This is a genomic window from Shouchella tritolerans, from assembly GCF_025770735.1.
GTDB lineage: Bacteria > Bacillota > Bacilli > Bacillales > Bacillaceae_D > Shouchella > Shouchella tritolerans.
This window is the reverse complement of record NZ_JAODPB010000001.1, coordinates 1,066,149-1,089,387: the sequence shown is the minus strand read 5'-3', so window position 1 is coordinate 1,089,387 and position 23,239 is coordinate 1,066,149. Positions and strand designations below refer to the sequence as shown.

The following is a 23,239-nucleotide window of genomic DNA, read 5'->3' as shown; positions in this document are numbered from 1 at the left end:
TGGGGTGTTTTTATGGCAAAGTCCAGTCCAATTGTTCTCATCGAAGTCATCCTTTAGAAGGACCCTTGAGACCTGTTTCGCTTTCATACAAAGTTTGTTGAAACGTTTTGTTCCAAAAATCAGCTTTTTCCAAAGCCAACTGATCTTGTTTAATGGCACCTGGCTGATTTCCTTTTCCAATGATATAATCACTAAACTCCATCCCTGTGTATTCAAAAATAGCATGAAACTGTTGGATTAACGGCAAAGCGGCTATGCGTGGATGAGGATTTTCACCAACAACTATTACATACGCTTTCTTTCCCCTTATGCGCTCATGGAAGCCGAATTTCTGGTCTTGCATATATTGACTCCAACGGTCAAAGAATCCTTTCATTTGCCCTGACATGCCAAACCAATATAAAGGCGTCACAAACAGAACAATGTCTTGATTGAGAAAGTCATCAAGAACTTCTTTATAGCCATCGTTCACAGCAGTAAATCCATTTGGCGCATGGCGTTCATCAACAATAGGGTCAAAACCGCATTTCAGCAAATGAATTCTTCGGTGATTGATTCCCCTTAAGGCGACGTCGGCAAGTTGTTCTGTATTTCCTTCTATACGGGCACTTCCAAACAAGGCCATTACTTTCATGCTCTCCCACTCCTCTTTGCTTGTGTGTACTGAAAAGTTTATAATACAGATGTGATTCTGTAAAATTGAACTTTCGAATAAAAACGATCATTAATATTGATAGGAGTTTATTAGATGGAGCTGCGCCACTTGAACACGTTTAAAACAATTGTAGATACCGGTGGATTTAAAAAAGCCGCTGATTCCCTCGGTTATGCCCAATCGTCTGTTACGAACCACATTAAGGAATTAGAGAATGAACTTGGGTACTTGCTTTTCGACCGCTTAGGCAAGCAAGTGGTGTTGACACAAGCGGGTAAACGTTTTTTGCCGTACGCCCTTGAAATTATTGAGCTTTATGCCAAGTCTAAAGAAGTCGTTTTTAACACAGATGATTTAGCGGGAGAGTTGACCATTGGCGTAAGTGAATCATTGCTGTTATATTGGCTTCCGACTTTTATTACAAACTTTACAAAAACCTATCCTAAAGTTGAATTAACGCTTAGACTGATTGATTACCAACACCTCACTGCCCAACTAAAAAAAGGCGAAATCGAAGCAGCCATTCTTGTCGAATCAAATCAGTGGCAACCTAAAGAGCTTGCTGTCGAAAAAATTGCTAGTGAAACATTAATACTTGTCGAAACAGCTGACCATGCGTTCCGAACCATCCCTGAAACCATGCTTGTCACGGAATATGCATGCAGTTGGCGCCCGATCATTGAGCGGTATTTATCTGAAGAAGCACAATTGAACATGAAGAAAATTGAATTTCCAAGTATCGAGGCAATCAAAAAATGTGTCGAATGTGGATTAGGTCAATCTTTTTTGCCTCAATTCGCTGTTCGCGATGCCCTTAAAGGAGGGACTTTAAAAGAAATGCCGACAAAAACGCCCGTAGAATCCATAGGCATTTACGCTGCTTGCCATAAAAACAAATGGATTTCGCGTAAGTTAGAGGCCTTTATTCGTGCATTGCGGGAGCAAAAAGATTGGTTTAAAGATAATAACAATTAACTCTTTAATTCGTTGACTGCTAAAAACAAAACTGGCATTTGGGAAGTTCCCAGATGCCAGTTTTAACGATTCTTAGCTGTTGTCCTTTTGGTCGTTGACTTCGTCTTTTAATTCTTCGCGTAAGCCATCGATGCTTTGCTCGCGGCGTTCATTTTTTTGTTCGATCTCCTGTTTTTCTTCTGCACTTAGTTCCTCTGAATGAGCCTTGGCATAATCTCTAGCTTCATCCATGTTTTGCAGCGTGTTGCCAATTATATTTTCAATTCTTTCTGGATTATTGGAGCGGTCATCTCTTTTGGCCATTTCCATTCCCTCCTTGCCTATTTTGCTGTTAGTTTGCCATCGACAATAAAAATTATGCAGCATTCCGTGTTTTTTCGTGTAAATCCACGGCTTCCGATCGATAAGCCCGTTTTTTCGTAAAATAAATGACTTTTAAGGAGGAATTATGAACCTAATGTAGAATATTGGCCATATAAGGAATAATTAACGGACATAAAGTGCCTACACTCGCTACAATGGTGCCTCCATATAGGACTACTTCGAACGACACAACTTGCTATCCTCGTTAAATAATACCAACCTAATGTAGAAACGCCTTATCATTTTTCGTTTTTGTAAATCACATTATGCCTATTTATGATGCCATTAAAAGGAGGTGGTTTATGCCAGGAACATGCGCTGTAATATACAAAATGGAGGCGAATGAAGTGACTGAACAAGTCCTCAAGATACTGACAAAGCTAGACAATCAACAGGAAAAGCTACTTGACGAGTTTGATCATTTCAAGCAAAATCAACTCGCTTTTAATGACGAAATGTGTCATTTCCAAAAGAAGCAGCTTGCTTTCAATGAGAATCAGCGCAAGTTTAACAACGAGCAAACCAAATTCAACCAAAAATTCGGCTTTTCAACAGAATACAGAGAACCGGCTTAAACGAATGGAAAAAAGATTGGATGGAGTCGGCTATCTAATTGAACATAGCACTGCCGAACGGTTAGAAGACAAGAAGCGGGCAGATACTGTTCATGATTTTCTTATGTCAAAATGGTCTCACTAGAGCAAGAAGTGTTCTCCTTAAAGAAAAACCATCTTTAATCACGGCTAGCTGTCTCTCAACTTCACTTTTTTTCGCTTTTCCAATTGGCTTCATTGTTTTCGGACTTTTCTCGTTCATTACTGCATCTTGGATTGCTGCTTTGATCCAACGACTCCTCTATTTTGCGAAAGCCCCTACTATAAGCCCCACCTTCTTTTAACCTTTATTTTTCCTTCCTATTTACAAAGCCATAAAGCAGCAATCCAAACAGATGCAGCACATTTCTTCCTCTTTCTGTTTCCTAGGGCGGAGTCCTTTTCCTTTAAGCAAACGTGTATTTCAATGAAAAATAGGGTATCTTTATAGGTATAGCTTTGAAAGGGGATTGGTTCGATGATACATAAAATCACGATTGAATTAGCGTTGGAAGCATTAGAAGAACGAGGGGTTACCATTGAAGAAATTACGGACCTTGTTTATGAATTACAAAGCGCTTATGTTCCAGACTTGACTAAGGAAATGTGCCGGCCGCATGTAATGAAAGTGCTGGCTAAACGAGAAGTGCAAAATGCCTTATTAACAGGAATCGAGCTTGACCGTCTCGCCGAACAAGGCAAGCTCAGCTCCCCTCTTCAAGAAATTGTCCAATCAGATGAAGGCCTTTATGGCATTGATGAAATTGTTGCCCTTTCGATCGTTAACATTTATGGCTCGATTGGGCTGACCAATTTTGGCTATGTTGATAAAATCAAACCTGGCATTCTCGGTAAGTTAAACAAACATAAAGGCGGGAAATGTCATACATTCCTTGATGATATTGTCGGCGCGATCGCTGCCGCCGCTTCCAGCCGGCTTGCCCATTCCCGAGAAGGCGCAGGCGTAAGAGATTGATTAGCGGGTACCTATTCGCTTCCAACGGATAAACGCGTTAATCGATACAGGCGAAGACAGCAAAAGAGTGTGTCGTTCAACCCTCGACACACACTCTTTTGCTTTAATAAAAGAAAACGGGTGGAAAGAAATATGGAAAAAAGCCGAGGCCAAAAAATCCACCGAAAGGAAAAAAGCGGCGACGATAGCGGCGATACCGCCAACCAAATTGGCGGGAGTCTTCTTGATAGACATCTTCTCCGACTAAGACAATGATGCCATCATCTCTCACTTCCGTTAAAATCCCGTCAATTGATTGTCCGTTTGCCATCTTGATTTCGACATGATGGTCTTTCATTTTTTGACATTGTTCTTTCACTGCCTCTTGTGAAGACTGATTGACCTCTGCCTGTGCAAATGGCTGCGTGTTGTTCCCGTATGCCTGTGCTAATGGCTGTGTGTTACTCCCGTATTCCTGTGCTAATGGCTGTGTGTTACTCCCATATTCCTGTGCTAATGGCTGTGTGTTACTCCCATATTGAAGAGTGTGTTGCACATTTTGGTTCATTGCGTATTGCGGGGCAGGCTGATGCCAGTTCACTTGTTGAGCCATATTCCCCATCTGATTTGCCGCCCCATGACTATTTCTGTAGACTGGATCCGCCTCGAGCGGTTGGCTCGGTTGGGCATTTTGGTCTATCCCGTATTGGTGTTGAATGTCTTCATTTGTAGGCTTCATTGCCTTCACTCCTTTCATTCAAAACCAGTGTATGCGCCTAATGCTTGGCACGTACGGATTCATTTTCTTTCTTTACAAAAAAATCCCTCTTCCTATAAAAGAGGGAAATTGCTTTTTAAGCAAACGCCGGGAATACAGTATGCTCGCTTCCTACTAACCTGATTTTTGCTTTGGCTATTTCGATAGCGGCCTCTTTCGCTTTTTGCAAATAGGCGCGAGGGTCAAGACTATTTGGATTAGAGGAAAAATGATCACGGATAGCAGCAGAGTAAGCATTTTTTAATTCGGTTGAAACGTTGACTTTTGCCATTCCTAACGAAACGCAGCGGCGAACATCCTCATCAGGAACAGCGGAACCGCCATGGAGCACTAACGGTACGTCAACAAGTTCAGCAATACGGGCAATCCGTTTAAAATCAATATTTGGTTTGCCTTTGTAGATGCCATGGGCGGTTCCGATTGCCGGTGCAAGCGTTGGTACGCCTGTCAGCTCAACAAACCTTTTGCATTCCTCGGGCACCGCCTTTTTGGCATCCTCTTCTGCAACGACAATATCCTCTTCCACACCGCCAACTTTGCCGAGTTCTGCTTCAACATTTACCTCTAACGATTGGGCAAGAGCCATGACCTCTTTCGTACGGGCCACGTTCTCTTCAAATGGGTACATGGAAGCATCGATCATAACCGAGGAATAGCCTGCCCGGATCGCCTCTTTAATCACTTGGTAATCCGTACAGTGGTCTAAATGAAGGCCTGTTGGCACTTGAAAATGTTCAGAGGCGACCTGGGTAACTTCCACTATGTTTTTGGCGCCAAGCGCTTTTACAGTACCAACTGTTGTTTGCAAAATAACCGGTGATCTCAAGTCTGCCGCAGCTTCGAGCACCCAAAAAATGCTGTCGAACGAGTGGACGTTAAATGCCACCACCCCATGTTTATTTGCTTTTGCTCTTTTTAGCATTGGTGTAGTCGATACAATGCCCAAATTACTCATCTCCTTGAATGGCGTTTTTAATTAAATGTGCAAGTTGTTCACTAGATTGCGCAGTAAGGAAAGCTTGGCGCGACCCATCGTCCATTAATGCCCGAGACAGAGCCGCTAACGCTTGTAAATGCGTTGTTCCCGCTTCTCCCTGAGGCACGAGCAATGAAATAAAAAAGAATGCTGGCTTCCCATCAAATGATTCCCACTCAATTCCTGTTTCGGTGCGGACGATTATAACCGCTGGTTTTGTAATCGAGTCAGACTGTGTATGTGGAATTGCAAAACCATCTTGGAAGCCAGTCGTACTTAATGCCTCCCGCTCTTTTAATCCAGCAACGACACTAGCGTTGTCTACAGCTATGCCGTTTTCCACGGCAATATCTGCAATCGTCTGAAAAACGCCTTCCTGCGTTGAAGCGCTTGAGTGCAATTGAATTTGCTTCTCTGTAATCATCGCTGTCTCCCCTTTTACCCTTCGATTGGTTTTCCATTAGCTATTTTTTTACGGTATAGCCCGAACAGTACCCCGCCAATAACCGATCCCGTTAAAATCGCTATCACCCATTTGATCGCGCCAGTCACAACCGGTAGCACAAGAAAGCCTCCATGGGGTGCTGGTACTTGCACGCCAAACATATACGTCATAATTGCTGCAATGGCTGAACCAATCATCAATATCGGCAAGACGACAATCGGGTTTTTGGCAGCAAACGGAATCGCCCCTTCTGTAATATGGGTGGATCCTAAAATAAAGTTCACCATCCCTGAGTTTCGCTCTTCTTTATTGAAGTACTTTCCAAAGAATAAGACCGCAAATGCAGTGATAAGCGGTGGCGCTATACACGCAGCGGACACGCCAGCCATGAAGTACAAATTTCCTTCAGAAAGCAACAATGTCCCTGTTACGTATGCGGCTTTGTTGACAGGCCCGCCCATGTCAAATGCGCACATGGCTCCTACGATTAATCCGAGCAGCAGCGGACTTGATGATTGAACGGAAGCTAAAAACGCCATCATTGCTTCGTTTAGAGCGGCGACTGGCGACATCAATGGATACATGACCGCGCCAATTAGAAAGATGCCAAGTACCGGAAAAAGGAAAATTGTTTTAAGCCCGTCTAATGAACGAGGTAATTTTTTGAATAGGTATTGCAACAGCACAATTAAATAGCCAGCAGCAAAACCGGCAATGATGCCGCCAAAAAAACCAGCGCCCGATTCAACCGCGAGCAAACCACCGATAAATCCGGCGACCATGCCAGAACGTTTGCCGATCGCTTCGGCAATAAATGCGGCTAAAATCGGTACCATCACACTAAAACTCAAGCCACCAATCTTATTCAGAAATGCCGCAAATGCATTGTAAGACTCATGGTTTGGATCAGCAGAATAAATGCCGAACAAAAAGGAAATTGCGATCAATACGCCGCCGCCAACTACAAATGGAAGCATGTGGGAAACGCCATTCATCAGTGACTTATAAAGCGAACGACCAATGCTCTTTTTGCCAGTTGGCTGATTGTCTTCGCCAGTCGCATCTTCTGGCAGCACTCCGCCTTTAGTTCGATAAATCGGCGCACTTTTATCAGTAATTTGTTGGATTAGTTCTTCCGCGCCTCGCAATGCCTTCGCAACGGGGACATCAACGAGCCGTTTGCCATGAAAGCGTTCCGTATTGACATCCTTGTCAGCAGCAACGATCACACCGTCTGCCGCTTCAATTTCTTCTTTTGTTAACGCATTTTCGATTCCCGCCTGGCCATGCGTCTCAACTTTGATCTCCACGTCCATGTTTTTCGCCGCTTTTTTCAGCGCTTCCGCTGCCATAAAGGTATGAGCAATGCCCGTAGGACAGCCTGTTGCAGCTACGATCTTTACTTTTGCCATGTGAATCCCCTCCGTGTGATTTTTACTTGATCAAGAAGCTTTGGAACATCTTTTAAATCGCTTAACCCCTTTGAAAAGGCAGTAGAAGCCCCTGTTGCTGTTGCTTTCGCTAGCGCTTCTTCCACAGGTGTGCCTTGCTGGATATGGCCAATGAACGTTGCCAACAAAGCATCGCCAGCACAAGCTGTATTCAGTACTTTGCCTTTAGGAGACGTTGCAAACAAGCAAGTGTTCTCATTTAAATAAATGCTGCCCTCTTTTCCGCGAGAAATAAGCACTTGTTTTGCTCCACGTTTTATCAGTTCATACCCATAGTAGACAAGCTCCTTCTCACTCAATCGATGTTGCACTTGAAAGAAACCTGCTAACTCTTCTTCATTCGGCTTCAATAAATAAGGTTGAGAGGCCAACACGCCGTCTAAAGAAGAAATGCTCGTATCAAGGACATAATGAACACCGTTCATTTTACAAATGGCGCCAATCTCGGCGAGAATGGCTTCTGACACGCCTACAGGTAAACTTCCTGAAACAATCAATGTGCTGCCTGCTTCCATTTGGCCGATTTTTTCTATTAGCAAGCGTTGTCTTTCTTTGCTAATGGACGGCCCTTGATTGACTATTTTGTATTCCTTATCTGCATTCATAAACACGTTAATCCGTGTAATGCCCTCGACGCGCACAAAGTCAGTCTTGATGTTTAGCCTCTGTAAAGAATCCTGAATAAATTCCCCAGTGAAACCAGCTATAAAGCCTGTGGCGACGCTTTCAATTCCGTAGCGTTTTAGCATAATCGATACATTGACGCCTTTGCCGTTTGGCTGGTAATCTTCATCAATCGTGCGGTTGACTTTGTCGGGCATAAGCTTTTCCAACTGCACATATAAGTCGATTGCTGTGTTCATCGTGCATGTATAAATCATTTTGCTCACCAACTTCGTTAATGTCTCAGAATTGCGGTTCTTGATGTCTTTATTATCCCATTGGTATATATGAAAATGTTTTCACATCCTGAAAAACAATATTTGGTAAAAGCGCCTTCAACGTTGATCTTATAAGAAAAAACCGCCCTCTAGTTCAATGGGGCGGTTTTACAGATTTTTTTGTACGGATGACATAGGCGTCAAGGAGCACTCTGGCGATCACGTTTAAGGAAAGGCGTGAACGAACTTCATAATCTGGGATTAACGAGTGTTCACTTTTGTACCCGATCAACGTCATATCAGACAACTTATTCAGTGTTGAATTTACTTTGGTCGTTAACGTAATGGTCGTCACTTGGCGGATGCTCAAGTTTTGGCAAGCTTGCACAAGTTCTTTCGTCTCACCATTTAATGAAATAAAAATCGCCAAGTCCGTATCATGATGCATTTTTTGCGATTTGATGCGGATAATATTCGGATCATCATGCATCTCACACGTTTTGTCAAGGACTTGCAACTTAACAGTCATTTCCTTCGCAATCATTTGCGAAAAGCCACGGGCAAAGATGTATATTTTCTTGGCGTCATGCATTTTTTGCACTGCGTCCTCAATTTGGCCAATGCTTTGCAGCTGAATCGTACGGCGCACTTCCTCTTCGTTTTTTTGCAACGCTTGCTTTATTTCGTTGCCAATGTCGCTCAAACTTCCTTCTTTGTCTACCATTTGCTTATCTTGTTCAAGCTTGTATTTAAACGACGTATAGCCTTTAAAACCAATTTTTTTCATCAGCCGGACAACGGTGGCAGTAGAGACTGCTGCCCGTTCGCTTAATGTAACAATCGACATCGTCGCAATTTCATCCAGATGGTCATGAATGTAGGTTAACAAATAACGCTCTGTGTCGCTAAGTCGTTCAAATGTATTATAAGGAATGTTAAATAACGGTTTGCTCATATGCACCACTCTTATCCATATTATTCGCACTAGGCTTATCAAGCTTTGTGTTTATCGTCCTCTCTTTTTTTGTTTCTCTTTATTATCTCCAAGTGTACGCATAGTAGCCGAGTATCGCTAAATACCTGAGGCGATTACGGTACTGTGTAGGAAGGCAAATGCTTGTCCCCTTGGCTGTACCTTCCTATCACTGCACCAACAGGAGCCGTCCTCTTTGAGGACGGCTCCTTGCAGGCTAACGGCTGTTGTCCCGCTTTACCATTAGCACATCGCATGGTGCATGGCGCATCGCTGCCTCTGCCACACTACCAATCATAAGGCGGGTGACTGTATTTGTTCCAGTTGCGCCACAAACGAGCAAATCCGCTTGAAGCGATTTCGGTAGATCGGTAGAAAGTTTGGCACGGGGGTTCCCATGCAAGTATTCCGTTTTTACTGTTGAAACCCCAGACTCCTCGGCCTTTTGTTTATACGATGTCAACATGCGCTCAGCTTCTAGTCGATTGTTATCTTCATAGGATAGCGGGGCGGCGGCCATCGCTCCTCCTGTATAAATGCCAATTGGCTCCACATAAACAATCGTAAGTGCCGCCTCATATTGTTTGGCCAACCATGCCGCTTCCGACAAAGCGTCTTCCGCTTGATCGGAGCCATCCACGCCGACAAGAATCGTCTTATAGTAAGGAGAAGCCGTTTCATAGTCTTTGACCATCAAATAGTCACATGGCGCATGACGAATGGACGCTTCAGCGACGCTGCCGGTAAAAAACCGTTCAATTCGGTTCCGCCCTGTCGCTGACGTAACGAGTAAATCCGCTCCATGCTCCTTTGTCAATGTTTTTGCGACTTGAATGCGCGGATTCCCTGATGCAAACGCGATTTCCGTTTTGATGCCTGCTGCCTCTGCTTGTTCTTTATAACGAGAAAGCATGGCGTCCGCCTTGCCTTTCCACTCCTCCCACAACTCTCCTGCATAAAGCATATGCTCATTGGGAAAATTGCGAATGTCCAATACATGGCCAATGATGAGTGTTGCCCCACATTCTCCGGCGATCGAAAGCGCTTTCGAAAAGGCGTGGTCAGACTGGTTCGATCCATCGACGCCAACAAGAATTCGTTTATACATGCTTCCAGCTCCCTCCTGATTAGAGACTTTAAAAGCATCCTTCTCTTTTATTATAACAGCTATGACAACGCCTTTCGCTTTCATGTTATGAACATTCTTAGAAAAATTCTAACAGTACCAATATGGAACTGCTACATCGCCAACGCGCACTTTGCCGCCTCTTCCTTATGTTTGGCGTTTACAGCGATTTCCTTCTGAAGTTTTTTATAAGCAGCCGTTACTGCCTCGTAAAATTTTGCTTTTTTACAGCTGTCTTCAATAAAACTAAGCACATGTTCCGCCTTTAAATAATGTCGCAAAGCTCCATTCAAATCAGTTTTGCTCAGTTTGATCCTGCCACTCATGAAATGGCAAAAAAATTAACGAAGTCAGCGGTGTTCCCATTGCCTTTTTAACTGTTCAGAATGGAGGTGTAAATTGAGCAAGTAAAGAGGGATGGCTGCGTTATCGACATTCCTTTCAGCGGCCTAAAAGCTCCCTCGCTCTTGATTGCAAATTCGTCATTTGGCCAAGATTTCCTGTTCGAATGCAATCTAGCAACCATTCCAAGGCACAGATCGACAAACGGTTCCTCTTTTTCTCCAACCATACCACTCACTTCCTTCATCATGGATGAAAACGATTGCACCATGTATTTTAAATACAACTATAAAAAAGCATCTGAGCGCTCTAAAAGCCTCAGATGCTACTAGTCAAACCAATCTAAAATCACGACTTTGTTTGCTGCCGCCACGTCATTGTCTCGTTTTCGATCCCACTGCCCGTTGCAATAAATTAGACATGCATCTAATTAGTTTCGTTAAAAAAAGATGGCCGCTTCGCTGGCGACACAAGTGTGTAGCGCCCCTCTTTTCTTTCCATAAACCCCGTATCTACCCATGCTCTACGGATAGTGGCAAAGTCATCATGAAAAGACTGAATATGAGCGTTAATCTCCCGTTCTTCATAAACGACATCCTCCTCTAAACCCATTAACATATGTTCTAACAGAATGAGCTTTTTTTTGAATTTAGCTGGCATCGTCTTTAAGCGGCCATCTTTCCCTATAAAATGACGTATGATGTTTTCCTTCTCTAGTTGGCTGATGATCATTTTGCCATTCTCCTTTCCACTTACTAATTTCATTATAATCTAATTAGATAAAAATCTAAACAGAAAATAAAATATATCGTTTTCTATCATCAATGTTCGTCGTTTGCTTGTTTTTGATATCCTTTTTCGACTTCAAGAAAATTGCACCCAATTAAATCCGAACATTTTATTGCATACAACTAGCAATTTATGTACAATAGTTTACAATGATTTGTTTTTCGTTTAAAGGTGATGGGATGATAGGCGATACAAACGAAAATAAAAAAATGTTGGCTCATCTATATAATGATGTTTCAAAAGAAATGTTCGGTGTTGGCACAACTTTATTAAAAGTTTCCATCTCTGGGGCACTTGTAACCATTCAAGCGAAACATAAACGGGCAGCCCGTTCAACCGCACTTGAAGGAGAAGTGCCTTCTTTAAAAATGGAAGTTGATTTTCATCTTTCCCTTCTCTATAAACGGAAACTTGCAGAACAATTAGCGACGCACTTCCACGACCCGATCGAGGTTGTGCTGCGTGATTATGATGCAAAAACGCAATGGGCTTTTACAAACATTCTTTTTTCTACTTCGTAAATGCAGGCTGGACATGTCTGGTTGAGGATTTACGTTTCTTTTCAATACGGTTGCTTTTGCTTATGTTTACATAAGGAAGATGCACCTGTAGATGGCAAATGCTGCTACAGGTGTGTCTTCTTTTTTTCTTCATAAAAAAAGTTTTACTAGGAGGACTTTCTAAATGAAAAAACATCTTTCTTGCTTATTTGTGATCACTTCAAGCTTGGTCGCTGTTAGCGCATGCTCCACTTCGGCAGACGACAGTGAAAAACCAACAGACCTTGTCATTTCCACTTGGGGATTTGCAGAGGATTTTTTTAAGGAAGAAGTTTACAAGCCATTTGAAGAAGAATACAACGTCAACATTGTCGTCGATATCGGCAACAATGCAGAACGCCTTAACAAAATCCGCCAAGGAACTGCTAATGTAGATGTCGTTTATTTATCCGATTATTACGCCCAGCAAGGCATCGAGGAAGGCTTATTCGCTGAAATTGACCGCAGCAACATCGAAAATATTGACAACCTTTACGATATAGCAAAAGCCCCTCTTGGCGAAGAATACGGACCGGCCTACACGATTGGCCAATTCGGCATTGCCTATAATCCTGAGCAAACGAATGGTCCAATTGAAAGCTGGAGCGACTTATGGAATGACTCTCTTGCAGGCAATTTGACGATTCCTTCCATTACATCAACAACAGGACCGATGTTTTTAGATGCCGCTTCCATCGTAGCAGGACATGACGAATTCAATGCCGATGGAGCATTTGCCGCCATTGCCGACCTGAAAGGAAATATTGTCAAAGAATACGATAAATCATCGGACTTCGTCAACATGTTTACCCAAGGTGAGATTGCTGCTGGTCCATTTATGGAAATGTATTTTCATGATTTGCAAGCCGCTGTCCCTGAAGCTGAGTTCATTACACCAACAGAAGGCGGCTACGCAGTTATGAATACAGTCAATGTCGTTAAAGACAGCGATAACAAAGAACTAGCAGAAGCATTTATCAATTGGCATTTAAGCAAGGAAGTCCAGGAGGCGTCTGCAAAAGCGAAAGTCGACTCCCCAGTGAACATCCATGTCGAGTTGTCTGAACAGGAAGCGGAAGGTGTCACGTATGGGGAAGAAACGATTGAGGCGCTAAACCTCCTTGACATGGAGTACGTAAACAGCGAATCAGCTGAATGGATTGACCGCTGGAATAAAGAAATTGCCAATTAAGGAGGCATTGAAGTGGCCAAAAAGATCCTACTTGACGTTGACACAGGCGTAGATGACGCCCTTGCCATTATCCTTGCCGCCAAGAGCATCGATGCCCAACTGCTTGCGATTACGACAGTGAACGGAAATGTCTCTTTAGAAAAAGCGACTGTTAACACGTTAAAAGTGTTAACACTCATTCATAAAGAGGGCGACATTCCCGTTATCCAAGGCGCTCACGCTCCACTTCGGCGCCCTTGCTTCTTTGAACATAGCGTCCACGGCAATGATGGCCTTGGCGGCGCTTTGCCTCATTTTAAGCCAACGGCACAGCCTGCTGACGGTTATGCGCCTGATTATATAATCGAACAGGCAAAACGTTATCCTGGCGAACTAACGCTTGTCATGACAGGACCGCTGACAAACTTGGCGTTAGCGCTTGAAAAATGCCCTGATTTGCCAAAACTCGTGGCAGGCGTCGTCTATATGGGTGGTGCCGCGTTTACACATGGCAATGTCACCCCTGTGGCTGAGTACAACATGTATGTCGATCCTGAGGCAGCGCGCGAGGTGATCCATGCTGGCTTCACCCCCATTGTGCAAGTCGGTTTAGATGTTACCCGCAAAGCACTCCTTACTAGCCGAGACATTGAATCACTCGTTGACTCACCTGTCAAGCAATTTATCAAAATGTGCACCGCAGACTATATAAAACGGTATGAAGCGCGGAACAACGTGGCAGCTTGTGCCCTCCACGATCCCCTTGCAGTTGCTTATGCATTAAAACCCGAATTGCTCTATTTAAACGAGATGTTTGTAGAAGTAGAAACAAACAGCCAATTTTGCGATGGACAAACGGTATGCGACAGGCAAAAGCGCTTAGGAAAACCGGCAAATGTTAAAGTTGCCACTGAGATCGACAGTGATGAATTTTTATCGTACTTTTTGCATTCAATCCAAAACTGAACATGGCCTTAGGCATTTCGATGCCGGGCCATTCTTTTCTGTGAGGTGATTTGTTCGTGAACCGTTCAATGCGCATGATTTTGCTCATTCCGGGGCTGCTGTTTTTAACTGTTTTTATGCTTATTCCACTCGTGCTCACCATCAGCTCGACATTTGTCGAAAACGGCAGCTTTTCCTTAAACGGTTATTTTCGTTTTTTAGGTGATGCCTACTTTTTAGAAATTTTATGGACGACTCTTTTTGTCGCTCTATTGACCACTTTTTGCTGCGTCATTCTTGCTTTTCCCGCCGCTTATTACATTTCTAAGTTAAAAGGCGGCAAAAAAGCAATCATGCTCATGCTCGCCATTTTCCCATTGCTCGTTAGCCCAGTCGTTCGGTCTTTTAGCTGGATGATTATTCTCGGCCGCAATGGTTTGCTTAACGAGTTTCTTTTGGCAACTGGTCTTATACACGAACCATTATCGATACTATATACACCAGCCGCTGTCGCTATCGGCCTTATCCATTTATTTTTGCCACTCATGATTGTTACATTAGTTGGCGTGATGGAGAACATTGATGCTGATTTGTTTTTAGCTGCTGAAAGTCTTGGCGCCTCAAAAGCAAAAGCATTCTTAAAAGTGATGGTGCCACTCTGTGTGCCTGGCCTTGTAATTGGCAGCACACTCGTATTTGTAGGCAGTTTTACCGCCTATACAACGCCAGCGCTTCTCGGCGGCCAACAACGGGTCATTTCGACATTTTTATATCAAAATGCGATTACGTTAAATGATTGGCATGCTGCTGCGATGATTGCAACCATTATGATTGTCATCACGTTTGTAGTGACCGGCCTTTTCCAAAAAATCGCAGCGATTTTAAATCCAAGGGGGTAAACAGATGAACCAATCAAAACATATCGGCCTTGGGTTTGTTTCCTTTCTCATTTTTTTATTTCTGCTCGGGCCGCTCTTTATTATTTCGGTCGCTTCTTTTGAGCCTAGTACAGTGCTGCAGTTTCCGCCAAGTGGCTTTTCCCTTGAATGGTACGCGAATATTTTTGCTGTGTCTGCCTTCATGGACACGTTCAAGCTTTCGATGCTCGTTAGCTTGTTAGGCAACCTGTGTGCACTGTTGCTTGGGATTCCAGCTGCCTATGCATTAAGCCGCTACGAGTTTCCAGGAAAAGCGCTGTTAAATGTGTTGTTTGTTTCGCCGATACTCATTCCCGGCACCGTACTTGGTTTTACATTTTTGCGCTATTTAATTGTTGCTTATCAACTTCCACTTGAAGTCGCGCTATTTGTAGGTCATACGATTTTGATGCTGCCCTTTATTATCCGTGTGATTGCTTCTAGTATGGCCACGTTTGACTTCTCGATTGAAGAAGCAGCGATGAGCCTCGGTGCAAGCCGCCTTGGCGCGTTTTTCAAAGTCATTTTGCCTAATATTAAATCTGGCATTATCGCTGCAGTGCTCATTGCATTTTTAGAGTCATTTAACAACGTCGATATTTCCGTCTTTCTTACCGGTCCAGGGCTTTCGACGCTGCCTATCCAGATGCTGACGTACGTCGAACATTATTTTGATCCAACGGTTGCTGCCATTTCGGTGATGCTAATGGCATTAACAGCTTTATTGATGTTTGCAATTGAAAGGCTAGTCGGCTTGTCGTATTTTACGAAACGGTAATGAAACGGGGTCCCGTTTCTCCTATGCTTGATTGCAACTTTTGTAAAAGAATGGAGGTCTCTCATGGCTTTACTAACATTAGACCAAGTGACGGTCGCTTACCAAAAACAAGACATTTTAAAACAGTTTGATTTAAAAATTGAGAAAGGCGAGCTCCTATCCTTGCTAGGACCAAGTGGCTGTGGAAAGACGACGACACTGCGACTCATTGCCGGCTTTCTCGAATCCAAATCGGGCCGCTTTTTGTTTAACGACAAAGATTACACACGCGTCCCCGTTTCGAAACGGAACTTTGGATTCGTTTTCCAAAATTATGCGCTTTTTCCCCATTTGTCAGTGTATAACAACATCGCATTTGGCTTAAAAATGCGCAAACAAACGCAAAGCGAAATGAAAAAACGGATTGCCCATGTGCTCGATGTCGTTAATTTAACAGGTTTTGAAAATCGGTTTCCAAAAGAACTTTCCGGCGGGCAACGGCAGCGTGTCGCTATCGCCCGGGCATTAGTGATTGAACCGGACCTGTTGTTGTTTGATGAACCGTTGAGCAACTTGGACGCAAACTTGCGTGAAACAATGCGCGTGGAAATTCGCCGCATTCAACAAGAGCTCGGCATCACAGCTGTATATGTCTCTCATGACCAAGAAGAATGCTTTTCGATTTCCGACAATGTCGCGATTATGAATAAAGGGATCATCGAACAGCTTGATGCCCCGTCCCATATTTACAGCTATCCAAAAACGCGCTTTGTTGCTGAATTTATCGGCTTCAAGAACTTCTTGCCGTTCTCAGACAGGGAAGACAACGGAGCTTATTGGACATTTGCCTCGGGAGCACAACGCTTTTCAGTCGCCAAACATGCCGGTTCTGAATTAGGCATGACAGGAGCGATCCGCCCTGACGACATTGAGCTTGTTCTCGATTTAAACCAAGGGGACGCTGAAAATCACATAGCTGGAAAAGTGCTCGTCTGCACTTTTCTCGGCCGTAGTTACCAATGTATCGTAGAAACGGCAGCCGGTACGTTTACAGTCCATACTGACATGGCAACGCCCCTTGACATTGGCACGCCTGTTGCCCTCCATTTTCCAAGCAATAAAATCGTTATTACCCAATAATGCTTCCTATGTCTATACGAAAGCGAAATACAACCATTGTCCATTGCGGAAGTTGGAGGACTGACTTTATTATGTATGTAGATACTTTAGTGAAAAACGTACGCGTCTATAATGCCTATACACAACAGTTTATCGCCAGCGACGTCGCGATTGACCAAGGCCGATTTGTGGCGATCGGGCACAGCGACGAACTTGAATCGATCCAAGCCAATGCCACTATTGATGGCCAAGGCCAGCAAATGATTCCTGGCTTAATTGATATCCATTTGCATATCGAGAGCTCAATGGTCACACCAGAAACCTTTTCTTGGGCACTTTTGCAAAATGGCGTGACAACGATCGTTCCAGAGCCTCATGAAATGGCCAATGTGTTTGGGATCGAAGGCATTAAAGCCATGATCGAGGCAAGCGCCGCCTGTATAGTTGATATGAAATACGCGATCCCTAGTTCTGTTCCCGCTACAAGTTTGGAAACGACTGGCGGCACAATCGGAATCGCAGAAATGGACGAATTAATGGACACAGAGGACATCCAATGCTTAGGGGAAATCATGAACTATGTCGATGTCATTTCACAACCTGATTCAAAAACAAACCAAATCCTCAAACATTTCCGGCGTTCCTACCCTGCTCTTCCTATCGAAGGGCATGTGCCAAAGTTGACAGGGCTCGACCTTCATCAAATTGTTGCTGCTGGAATTGGGTCTGATCATACACACCAAACGAGAGAAGGAATGGAAGCACGTATTAAAGCGGGCATGTTTTTAGAAATCCAAGAAAAATCGATGACCGACGACGTGCTTTCCTTTTTGATTGAAAACGACGCCCGCGAACATTTTTGCTTTGTTACTGACGATGTCATGGCTGATTCCCTATATAAACGTGGCCACTTAAATGTTCTCGCAAACAAAGCGCTCGCAGCAGGCATGAAGTTTGAGGACGTCATTTATGCTTGTACAATGGCTCCTGCCAAGCGGATGAAACTTGAAGACCGTGGTGCTATTGCTCCTGGAAAAATCGCTGACTTCAGTCTTCTTGCAGAAGACGGCCAATTTGTTTTTTCTGCTGTTTATAAAAATGGTGTGCTCGCCTATGATGCAACTAGCCCGTACAAACAAACGCCAAAGCCAAAACAGTTTCCACAACATTTTTACGAAAGCGTCAAGCTTGCTCCTTTGAAAAAGGAGGATTTTAACGTGGTTGCCGACCGTCAAGACGGCATGCACGTTTGCCGGGTGATGAATGTGGCAGATGGCTCGACCTTTACGAAGGAAACACAGGAAAAAGTGCCTGTCGCAAACGGCCTCCTACAATGGCAAGACAGCGGCCTTCGTCTTATTGCCACATTTGAACGCTACGGCAAAACAGGTGGGCGTGCCCACGGCCTGATCGCCGGAGACATTATACGGCGCGGAGCAGTGGCAACAACGTATTCCCATGACAATCATAACTTGCTCGTTGTTGGCGCAAACGTCAAAGACATGGTTTGTGCAGCAAACGCGGTCATCCAAGCACAAGGGGGCTGTGCGGCAGTAGAGAACGGGGAAGTGAAAGCGATGCTGGAACTGCCAGTCGGCGGTATTCTTTCTGAAGCGCCCCTAGCCGAGCTTGCACCAAAAGTCGAAGCGTTTGTTAAAGCGCTAACGGCATTAGGTTATAAGCATTACAATCCGATTATGTCCCTATCGACGCTCTCTTTGCCAGTTAGCCCTGCGCTGAAAATTACCGATTTTGGGTTAATCGATGTTAACAAAGGCAAAGTCGTTCCATTGTTTGTAAACGAAAAAAGCTAGGGGAAAATCCCCTAGCTTCCTGCTATTGCCGCTGGCACGCTTTTTCGTTTTAAGCTCTTTTGAATCGTCGGGTGTTTCATCACCTTTTCGCTGGCAGCAGTAAGGGCAACTGATTGCGTCACGACATTTTGGCGGTCATTGCGCAATCGAATCATCGCCGAATCGGCCTCCACGGACGGGTTCAATCGCATCGTGACCGTTTTCGTTGCTGTCCCTGTAGCATCAGCGATCAACGTACCGATATGATGGTAGCCGTAAGAGCTAGGCCAACTTCCATCCTCCCCTTGAATCTGCGAAATCGAACGTCCTCCCGGCAAGTACACTTGCATGTCAAGGCTGTTGACCGTTTGGTTTGGCGTTAAATGACGGAGCTCTACAGTCACAGAAAACGTCTGCCCTCCTAATGGAAGCGCATCAGGCGTTTCTAAACCATATTCCACTTCTAGCGGTGCTTCCTTTCCACTTCCAAACGAGCCGGCCGCAAAAGTAGAACGGTCATACCATCGATACTCCCCTTGCGGCTGTCGCCATGGCTCAGCCTGTGGTTCTGTCGTCTTTTCAGGCTGTTCCATGTCCAAAAGCGGAGACGGTTCGTCTAAAGGGATTCCTGCTTCGGTAAAGTTGGTATAGGATTCCTGTTCAGCAAGCCAATCGACCACCTGCACGAGGAAAGCACCATTGTCTTGATCGATAAATCCATCATAGGTACGCTTTTGGCCACCATGTTCTTCGTTGCGGTATTTTGGGGTCGAATCCTCAACTGGCGATGAATCGCCGATAAAGGCTGCTTTGCCTAACCCCTTTTTTCCGATAGCCGCATAAGGACCTTCCTCGATTCCGCCGCCGTGATAAACACCTTGGTCGACTGCGTTGTTCCATTTATTCGCTTCCGGCGTCAGGCCATCAGGCAAATAAGCAACGCCTTTAGCGACGTTTGGGTCAATAATCGCAAGCGTTGATCCAGCATGAATGGAGAGAGCGCTAATGTTTTCCGTAATGCCAAACGCCTCTTCTGAGCGAACAATCGTATCTGCTACTGTATGGTCAATGGCATTGTAACGAAAACGAACGCCAAATTCTTCGGCAAGCCAGTCTGAACTTACGACACCTTCGAGTGCTTCTTTTTCTTCATTGCTCATCCCTTTTGTTATGTCATCATAAGCACCTCGGCGCCAACCGTTCATAATTTCATTTGAGTCAAGCCGGTTAAAATTACGGTCTGCATTGTAGTGGTCAGCAATAAAAAACACGCCGCCCCCTTCTTCTGCAAACGAGGCAATCGCCTCTTGCTCAACAGTCTTAAATGGAATTTGTGCTTCAGGAATAATAAACACATCGTACCCGTCTAAATCGGTGCTAGTTAGCGGTTCTGCACTACGGTGTTCCTTGACATAGTACCCGTTTTCCACTAGCGCATCCGCAAAGTCCGAAAAGGCTCCGTCTATGACCCAATCAGATTGACCAGCTGTTTGCCCATGGCTGTTATCAAACAATACACGTTTTCCATTCGGGTCACTTGGTTCCAATACGGGTGGAGGATCGCTTATGCTTTCTGCCAACGCCGGAATGCCTACTGTAAAACTAGCAAAAATGATAACCGACTGAATCGCCCTTTTTTGAATCACTCTTTTCATACTGGCCCTCCTCATAAGAAATGAAATGCTTCACGATTAGTATAGCAAATGGCAAACATACAACGGCCAAAAAAGGGAGAACTTTACGAAACTTTCGAATCACATAGTCGTTTCTTTACAATTCTTGCGAAGCTTCCTCTTTGCTGATACACGTTTTAGCCATTTTTCCGTAAATAGGAAAGCCAACCAGTACGAGCATTCAGCTTTTTACATACATTATCGTATAAAGCTCCACGCTTTAAATAATTCTTCATGGAGGTAAGGAATGAGCTGCGACCATAAGAAATGCTCATGCGACTGTAAAAAGTCTAAGCACACCTGCTACGAAACACTTCCAACAAAGGTGAAAAAATGTGATCCAATCATTCACCCTACCCAACACCGTGTGGTTGAACAAACGGAAGTCGTCATTATCCCTGAAGTGCATCCATCTCATACGACTTATGTCAACAACCAAGTTGTACGCCGTGTGCACAGTTATCCGCAATCGGAATCAGTCGAAGAGCGGACAGAGTACGAATCAGTTGTCGAAAATGGCAATGGAAACAACGACGGAGGCTATTATGGAGGTCGACGTCGCGGCTGGAGTTGGATTTAAGGTGTCAAGAAACGCTTTGGGCTGTTGCCCAAGGCGTTTCTTTGGCATTTTAACGTTAACGATCAACGTAAGATCTCTTCTACAATCGATGTCCCTTCGCTTTTGCTATCATCATTCCATTTCCATTCTTCATGCAAACGAATTCGGCCGTCTGCCAATTGTTCTGGTATAGAGTAGCATTCCCCACCTCGTATTTCGTAATCGACGTTTACATGGTTATAGCGAAAACGCAAATGGCCTTGATCGTCAACTAAACCAATTAATGTGCCTGTAAGGATCTCGCCCCCGCTATACGTTCCAGACAAAATCCGCCCTTCCTGTTTGTATTTAAAGACTGTAGCCGAAGAAACTTCGCCATTTTCACTGTTTTCCTTTGCGACAAATTGCTTACCGTCATAGTTAACCACTGTTGGACCACTCTCTTTCCCTATCTTTATCCTTGCCAATCTACATGCATTGTTCTGTCATGCTTCCTACAATTGTTATAACTTTATTTCACCAGAATGAAAACGGTTCGTCAAATGGTTCTTCAATGATTTCACTACCTGCAAACTAATGAGGCAGTATGGTTGATTTCATGTGCTTGGAACATAACCAGAAGCCATAAAGAAAAGTAAGGAAATAGGGCCGTTTACCCTTTCACGGCTCCAATCGCCACGCTGCCCATAATCCGTTTAGAGAACAGCGAAAACACGATAATAATCGGTAAAACAGACAAGGCTACTCCTAAATACAGTAAGCCGTAATCTGTGTTATAGTAACCTTGTATCAAGGCCACCATGACTGGCAATGGGTATTTCTCTTCGGAAAACAATAAAACAAGTGGACTAATGAAATTGTTCCAAGCACCAATAAAGGTAAAGATGCCAATCGCAGCAAGAGCAGGGACGATCATCGGCAAAATAATCCGGTGAAAAATCTTCAACTCTCCTGCCCCGTCAATCCTGGCTGATTCCAGCACATCATCGGGAATGCTGCCATCAAGAAACTGCTTAATAAAAAAAACGGCAAATGTGTTGGCCGCAGCTGGAAGAATAATAGCTGCATGGGAATCAAGCAAGCCAATCATTCCGAGCCAACGATAGCTGCCGATTAGTGCAAGCTGGGCGGGGATCATCATTGTCGCCAACATAAGCAAAAACAAGATCGTATTAAAGCGAAATTTGAATTTCGAAAACCCGTAAGCTGTCATGCCGCCGAAATAAAGCGTTAATAGAGTTGAACCGCCAGCAATAATGAAACTATTCATAAACCCGCGAAAAATATCGACATTTTCAACCATACGAGTGAAATTCTCAACCAATTCCCCGCCAGGGAAAAACAAAAACGTTGAAGCAATATCCGCGTTTGAATGAGTCGAATACATGATCATTAAATAAAACGGAAACAAACAAATGATGGCAAGCACAATCAATCCTGTATAAAGGGAGAGATGAGCCCGCTTTTTTCTGCGCCCTTCTATAGACAGTTTTCCATCGTTTACAGGCAACGCTCCTTTGCTCACTCTAACTCCCCCTTTAAGCAATTTTGCTTCGATTTCTTGAAACCAAATAGGAAACTACCGATAAACTGACAATGACAACAAATAAACAAAACGCAATGGTTGCCCCGTAGCCAAACCTTCCTTGTTCAAAAGCAGTCCGATACAAATACATAACACTCGTCAACGTCGCATGGTTAGGCGAACCAGACCCTTCCGTTAACATGTATGGCTGGTCAAAGATTTGCACTCCGCCAATTAATGAAGTAATCACTTGGAAAATAATAATCGGCTTTAGTAACGGAACGGTTATTTTAAAGAAAATCTGGGTTTTCGACGCGCCGTCTACTTTAGCAGCTTCGGCATATTCTGGCGAAATTCCCTGCAAACCAGCTATATAGATAAGCATCGAGTAGCCAAAGTACTGGAAAAATAGAATCGCTGACACGAGCAGTTGCATAAATAAGGCATTGTTTTTCCAATCAATGGCCTGATCCAAGAAACCAATCGATAGTAGCAATTGGTTGACACTGCCTGTTTGCCAGTCAAACATGAGACTGACGAGCAATCCGAGCGAAGCAGCCGTCACAATGTTCGGAAAGAAATAGACCGCTCTGAAAAAATCTTTGCCTTTTAAAAATGTGTTCGTCAAAATGACGGCGAGTACTAAACTGACAGTAAGCTGGGGGATAACCGAGACAATCCAAATAAAAAATGTATTAAACAATGATTGAAGAAACAACGGATCAATGATCGCTCGGGTGTAGTTCGCAAGACCGATGAATTCTGGGTCGTTGAGCCCATCCCAATTCGTTAAGCTTAAATAGAAAGAATAGAGAATCGGATAAAGCCCAAACAATAAAAATACGATAAAAAACGGGGCAATAAAAAAGTATCCACAGTTCCCTTTATTAATGCGATTAATGAACATGAAAGCCCTCCTCGGATCCGGCGCTAGAGCCG

Annotated in this window: 26 protein-coding genes; 11 read left to right on the top strand and 15 right to left on the bottom strand. The window is 44.0% G+C overall.

The genetic code is table 11. The features are described 5' to 3' along the window. Positions 1-46: 46 nt before the first annotated feature. Positions 47-634, bottom strand: coding sequence for a flavodoxin family protein (locus N6H06_RS05135; RefSeq protein ID WP_062746168.1), 588 nt, complete (start codon positions 632-634; stop codon positions 47-49). Between the two features lie 114 nt (positions 635-748). Between N6H06_RS05135 and N6H06_RS05130 the strand changes: the two genes are divergently transcribed. Next, positions 749-1,630: a LysR family transcriptional regulator gene (locus N6H06_RS05130; RefSeq protein WP_062746166.1), complete on the top strand. Its 882-nt coding sequence runs from the start codon at positions 749-751 to the stop codon at positions 1,628-1,630. Positions 1,631-1,702: 72 nt separating this feature from the next. Here N6H06_RS05130 and tlp read toward each other — a convergent pair whose 3' ends face one another. Next, positions 1,703-1,939, bottom strand: coding sequence for a small acid-soluble spore protein Tlp (gene tlp, locus N6H06_RS05125; protein ID WP_193754461.1), 237 nt, complete (start codon positions 1,937-1,939; stop codon positions 1,703-1,705). 356 nt (positions 1,940-2,295) lie between these two features. Between tlp and N6H06_RS05120 the strand changes: the two genes are divergently transcribed. After that, complete coding sequence (locus N6H06_RS05120) at positions 2,296-2,568, top strand: hypothetical protein (protein ID WP_263705786.1); 273 nt, start codon at positions 2,296-2,298, stop codon at positions 2,566-2,568. Positions 2,569-3,064: 496 nt separating this feature from the next. Continuing rightward, on the top strand, positions 3,065-3,562 hold the full coding sequence (locus N6H06_RS05115) for a phosphatidylglycerophosphatase A family protein (protein ID WP_062746160.1): 498 nt from the start codon (positions 3,065-3,067) through the stop codon (positions 3,560-3,562). A gap of 103 nt (positions 3,563-3,665) precedes the next feature. Here N6H06_RS05115 and N6H06_RS05110 read toward each other — a convergent pair whose 3' ends face one another. From N6H06_RS05110 to N6H06_RS05070, 9 genes are all read right to left on the bottom strand, one after another. Beyond that, positions 3,666-4,280 carry a hypothetical protein gene (locus tag N6H06_RS05110; RefSeq protein WP_263705785.1) on the bottom strand — a complete coding sequence of 205 codons (615 nt, stop codon included), beginning with the start codon at positions 4,278-4,280 and terminating at the stop codon, positions 3,666-3,668. Positions 4,281-4,395: 115 nt separating this feature from the next. Further along, complete coding sequence (locus N6H06_RS05105; protein WP_062746156.1) at positions 4,396-5,265, bottom strand: class II fructose-bisphosphate aldolase; 870 nt, start codon at positions 5,263-5,265, stop codon at positions 4,396-4,398. A gap of 1 nt (position 5,266) precedes the next feature. Next, positions 5,267-5,719, bottom strand: a complete 453-nt coding sequence (locus N6H06_RS05100; protein ID WP_263705784.1) for a PTS sugar transporter subunit IIA — start codon at positions 5,717-5,719, stop codon at positions 5,267-5,269. A 14-nt stretch (positions 5,720-5,733) separates the two neighbouring features. Beyond that, on the bottom strand, positions 5,734-7,152 hold the full coding sequence (locus N6H06_RS05095) for a PTS fructose transporter subunit IIC (RefSeq protein WP_263705783.1): 1,419 nt from the start codon (positions 7,150-7,152) through the stop codon (positions 5,734-5,736). Beyond that, the gene (pfkB, locus tag N6H06_RS05090; protein WP_263705781.1) at positions 7,140-8,072 is read right to left on the bottom strand and encodes a 1-phosphofructokinase; all 933 of its coding nucleotides are present in this window, start codon (positions 8,070-8,072) and stop codon (positions 7,140-7,142) included. Before pfkB ends, N6H06_RS05095 begins: the two co-directional genes overlap by 13 nt. 154 nt (positions 8,073-8,226) lie before the next feature. Beyond that, complete coding sequence (locus N6H06_RS05085; RefSeq protein ID WP_062746150.1) at positions 8,227-9,027, bottom strand: MurR/RpiR family transcriptional regulator; 801 nt, start codon at positions 9,025-9,027, stop codon at positions 8,227-8,229. A 235-nt stretch (positions 9,028-9,262) separates the two neighbouring features. Continuing rightward, the gene (locus N6H06_RS05080; protein ID WP_263705780.1) at positions 9,263-10,153 is read right to left on the bottom strand and encodes a universal stress protein; all 891 of its coding nucleotides are present in this window, start codon (positions 10,151-10,153) and stop codon (positions 9,263-9,265) included. Between the two features lie 131 nt (positions 10,154-10,284). Beyond that, entirely contained in the window at positions 10,285-10,425 is a 141-nt protein-coding gene (locus N6H06_RS05075) for a hypothetical protein (protein ID WP_263705779.1), read from the bottom strand. A 514-nt stretch (positions 10,426-10,939) separates the two neighbouring features. Further along, positions 10,940-11,245, bottom strand: a complete 306-nt coding sequence (locus tag N6H06_RS05070) for a DUF2087 domain-containing protein (RefSeq protein WP_062746144.1) — start codon at positions 11,243-11,245, stop codon at positions 10,940-10,942. A 236-nt stretch (positions 11,246-11,481) separates the two neighbouring features. On the opposite strand from N6H06_RS05070, the gene N6H06_RS05065 reads away from it, so the two are divergent. The 7 genes from N6H06_RS05065 (at position 11,482) to N6H06_RS05035 (ending at position 18,564) form a co-directional block, all read left to right on the top strand. Continuing rightward, positions 11,482-11,823: a DUF2294 domain-containing protein gene (locus N6H06_RS05065; protein WP_193754459.1), complete on the top strand. Its 342-nt coding sequence runs from the start codon at positions 11,482-11,484 to the stop codon at positions 11,821-11,823. Positions 11,824-11,986: 163 nt separating this feature from the next. Further along, positions 11,987-13,033 (top strand): ABC transporter substrate-binding protein, encoded by a 1,047-nt coding sequence (locus N6H06_RS05060; RefSeq protein WP_062746140.1) that lies wholly within the window; start codon positions 11,987-11,989, stop codon positions 13,031-13,033. Between the two features lie 12 nt (positions 13,034-13,045). Continuing rightward, positions 13,046-13,978, top strand: coding sequence for a nucleoside hydrolase (locus tag N6H06_RS05055; RefSeq protein ID WP_263705778.1), 933 nt, complete (start codon positions 13,046-13,048; stop codon positions 13,976-13,978). 68 nt (positions 13,979-14,046) lie between these two features. Further along, positions 14,047-14,856, top strand: a complete 810-nt coding sequence (locus N6H06_RS05050; protein WP_062746616.1) for an ABC transporter permease — start codon at positions 14,047-14,049, stop codon at positions 14,854-14,856. Positions 14,857-14,860: 4 nt separating this feature from the next. Beyond that, positions 14,861-15,652: an ABC transporter permease gene (locus N6H06_RS05045; protein WP_062746137.1), complete on the top strand. Its 792-nt coding sequence runs from the start codon at positions 14,861-14,863 to the stop codon at positions 15,650-15,652. 63 nt (positions 15,653-15,715) lie between these two features. Then, a complete protein-coding gene (locus tag N6H06_RS05040; RefSeq protein WP_263705777.1) occupies positions 15,716-16,771 on the top strand; it encodes an ABC transporter ATP-binding protein in 1,056 nt (351 codons plus the stop codon). Between the two features lie 71 nt (positions 16,772-16,842). Continuing rightward, positions 16,843-18,564 carry an adenine deaminase C-terminal domain-containing protein gene (locus N6H06_RS05035; RefSeq protein WP_263705776.1) on the top strand — a complete coding sequence of 574 codons (1,722 nt, stop codon included), beginning with the start codon at positions 16,843-16,845 and terminating at the stop codon, positions 18,562-18,564. An 11-nt stretch (positions 18,565-18,575) separates the two neighbouring features. Here the strand turns inward: N6H06_RS05035 and N6H06_RS05030 are convergent, their stop codons facing one another. After that, on the bottom strand, positions 18,576-20,198 hold the full coding sequence (locus N6H06_RS05030; RefSeq protein ID WP_212954212.1) for a DNA-binding protein: 1,623 nt from the start codon (positions 20,196-20,198) through the stop codon (positions 18,576-18,578). A 265-nt stretch (positions 20,199-20,463) separates the two neighbouring features. Between N6H06_RS05030 and N6H06_RS05025 the strand changes: the two genes are divergently transcribed. Continuing rightward, positions 20,464-20,796 (top strand): spore coat protein, encoded by a 333-nt coding sequence (locus N6H06_RS05025; protein WP_263705775.1) that lies wholly within the window; start codon positions 20,464-20,466, stop codon positions 20,794-20,796. A 62-nt stretch (positions 20,797-20,858) separates the two neighbouring features. Here N6H06_RS05025 and N6H06_RS05020 read toward each other — a convergent pair whose 3' ends face one another. The 3 genes from N6H06_RS05020 to N6H06_RS05010 form a co-directional block, all read right to left on the bottom strand. Further along, positions 20,859-21,203, bottom strand: coding sequence for a hypothetical protein (locus tag N6H06_RS05020; protein WP_062746128.1), 345 nt, complete (start codon positions 21,201-21,203; stop codon positions 20,859-20,861). 224 nt (positions 21,204-21,427) lie between these two features. Continuing rightward, positions 21,428-22,300 carry a carbohydrate ABC transporter permease gene (locus N6H06_RS05015; protein WP_263705774.1) on the bottom strand — a complete coding sequence of 291 codons (873 nt, stop codon included), beginning with the start codon at positions 22,298-22,300 and terminating at the stop codon, positions 21,428-21,430. Between the two features lie 13 nt (positions 22,301-22,313). Next, positions 22,314-23,207 (bottom strand): carbohydrate ABC transporter permease, encoded by an 894-nt coding sequence (locus N6H06_RS05010; RefSeq protein WP_263705773.1) that lies wholly within the window; start codon positions 23,205-23,207, stop codon positions 22,314-22,316. Positions 23,208-23,239 lie beyond the last annotated feature (32 nt).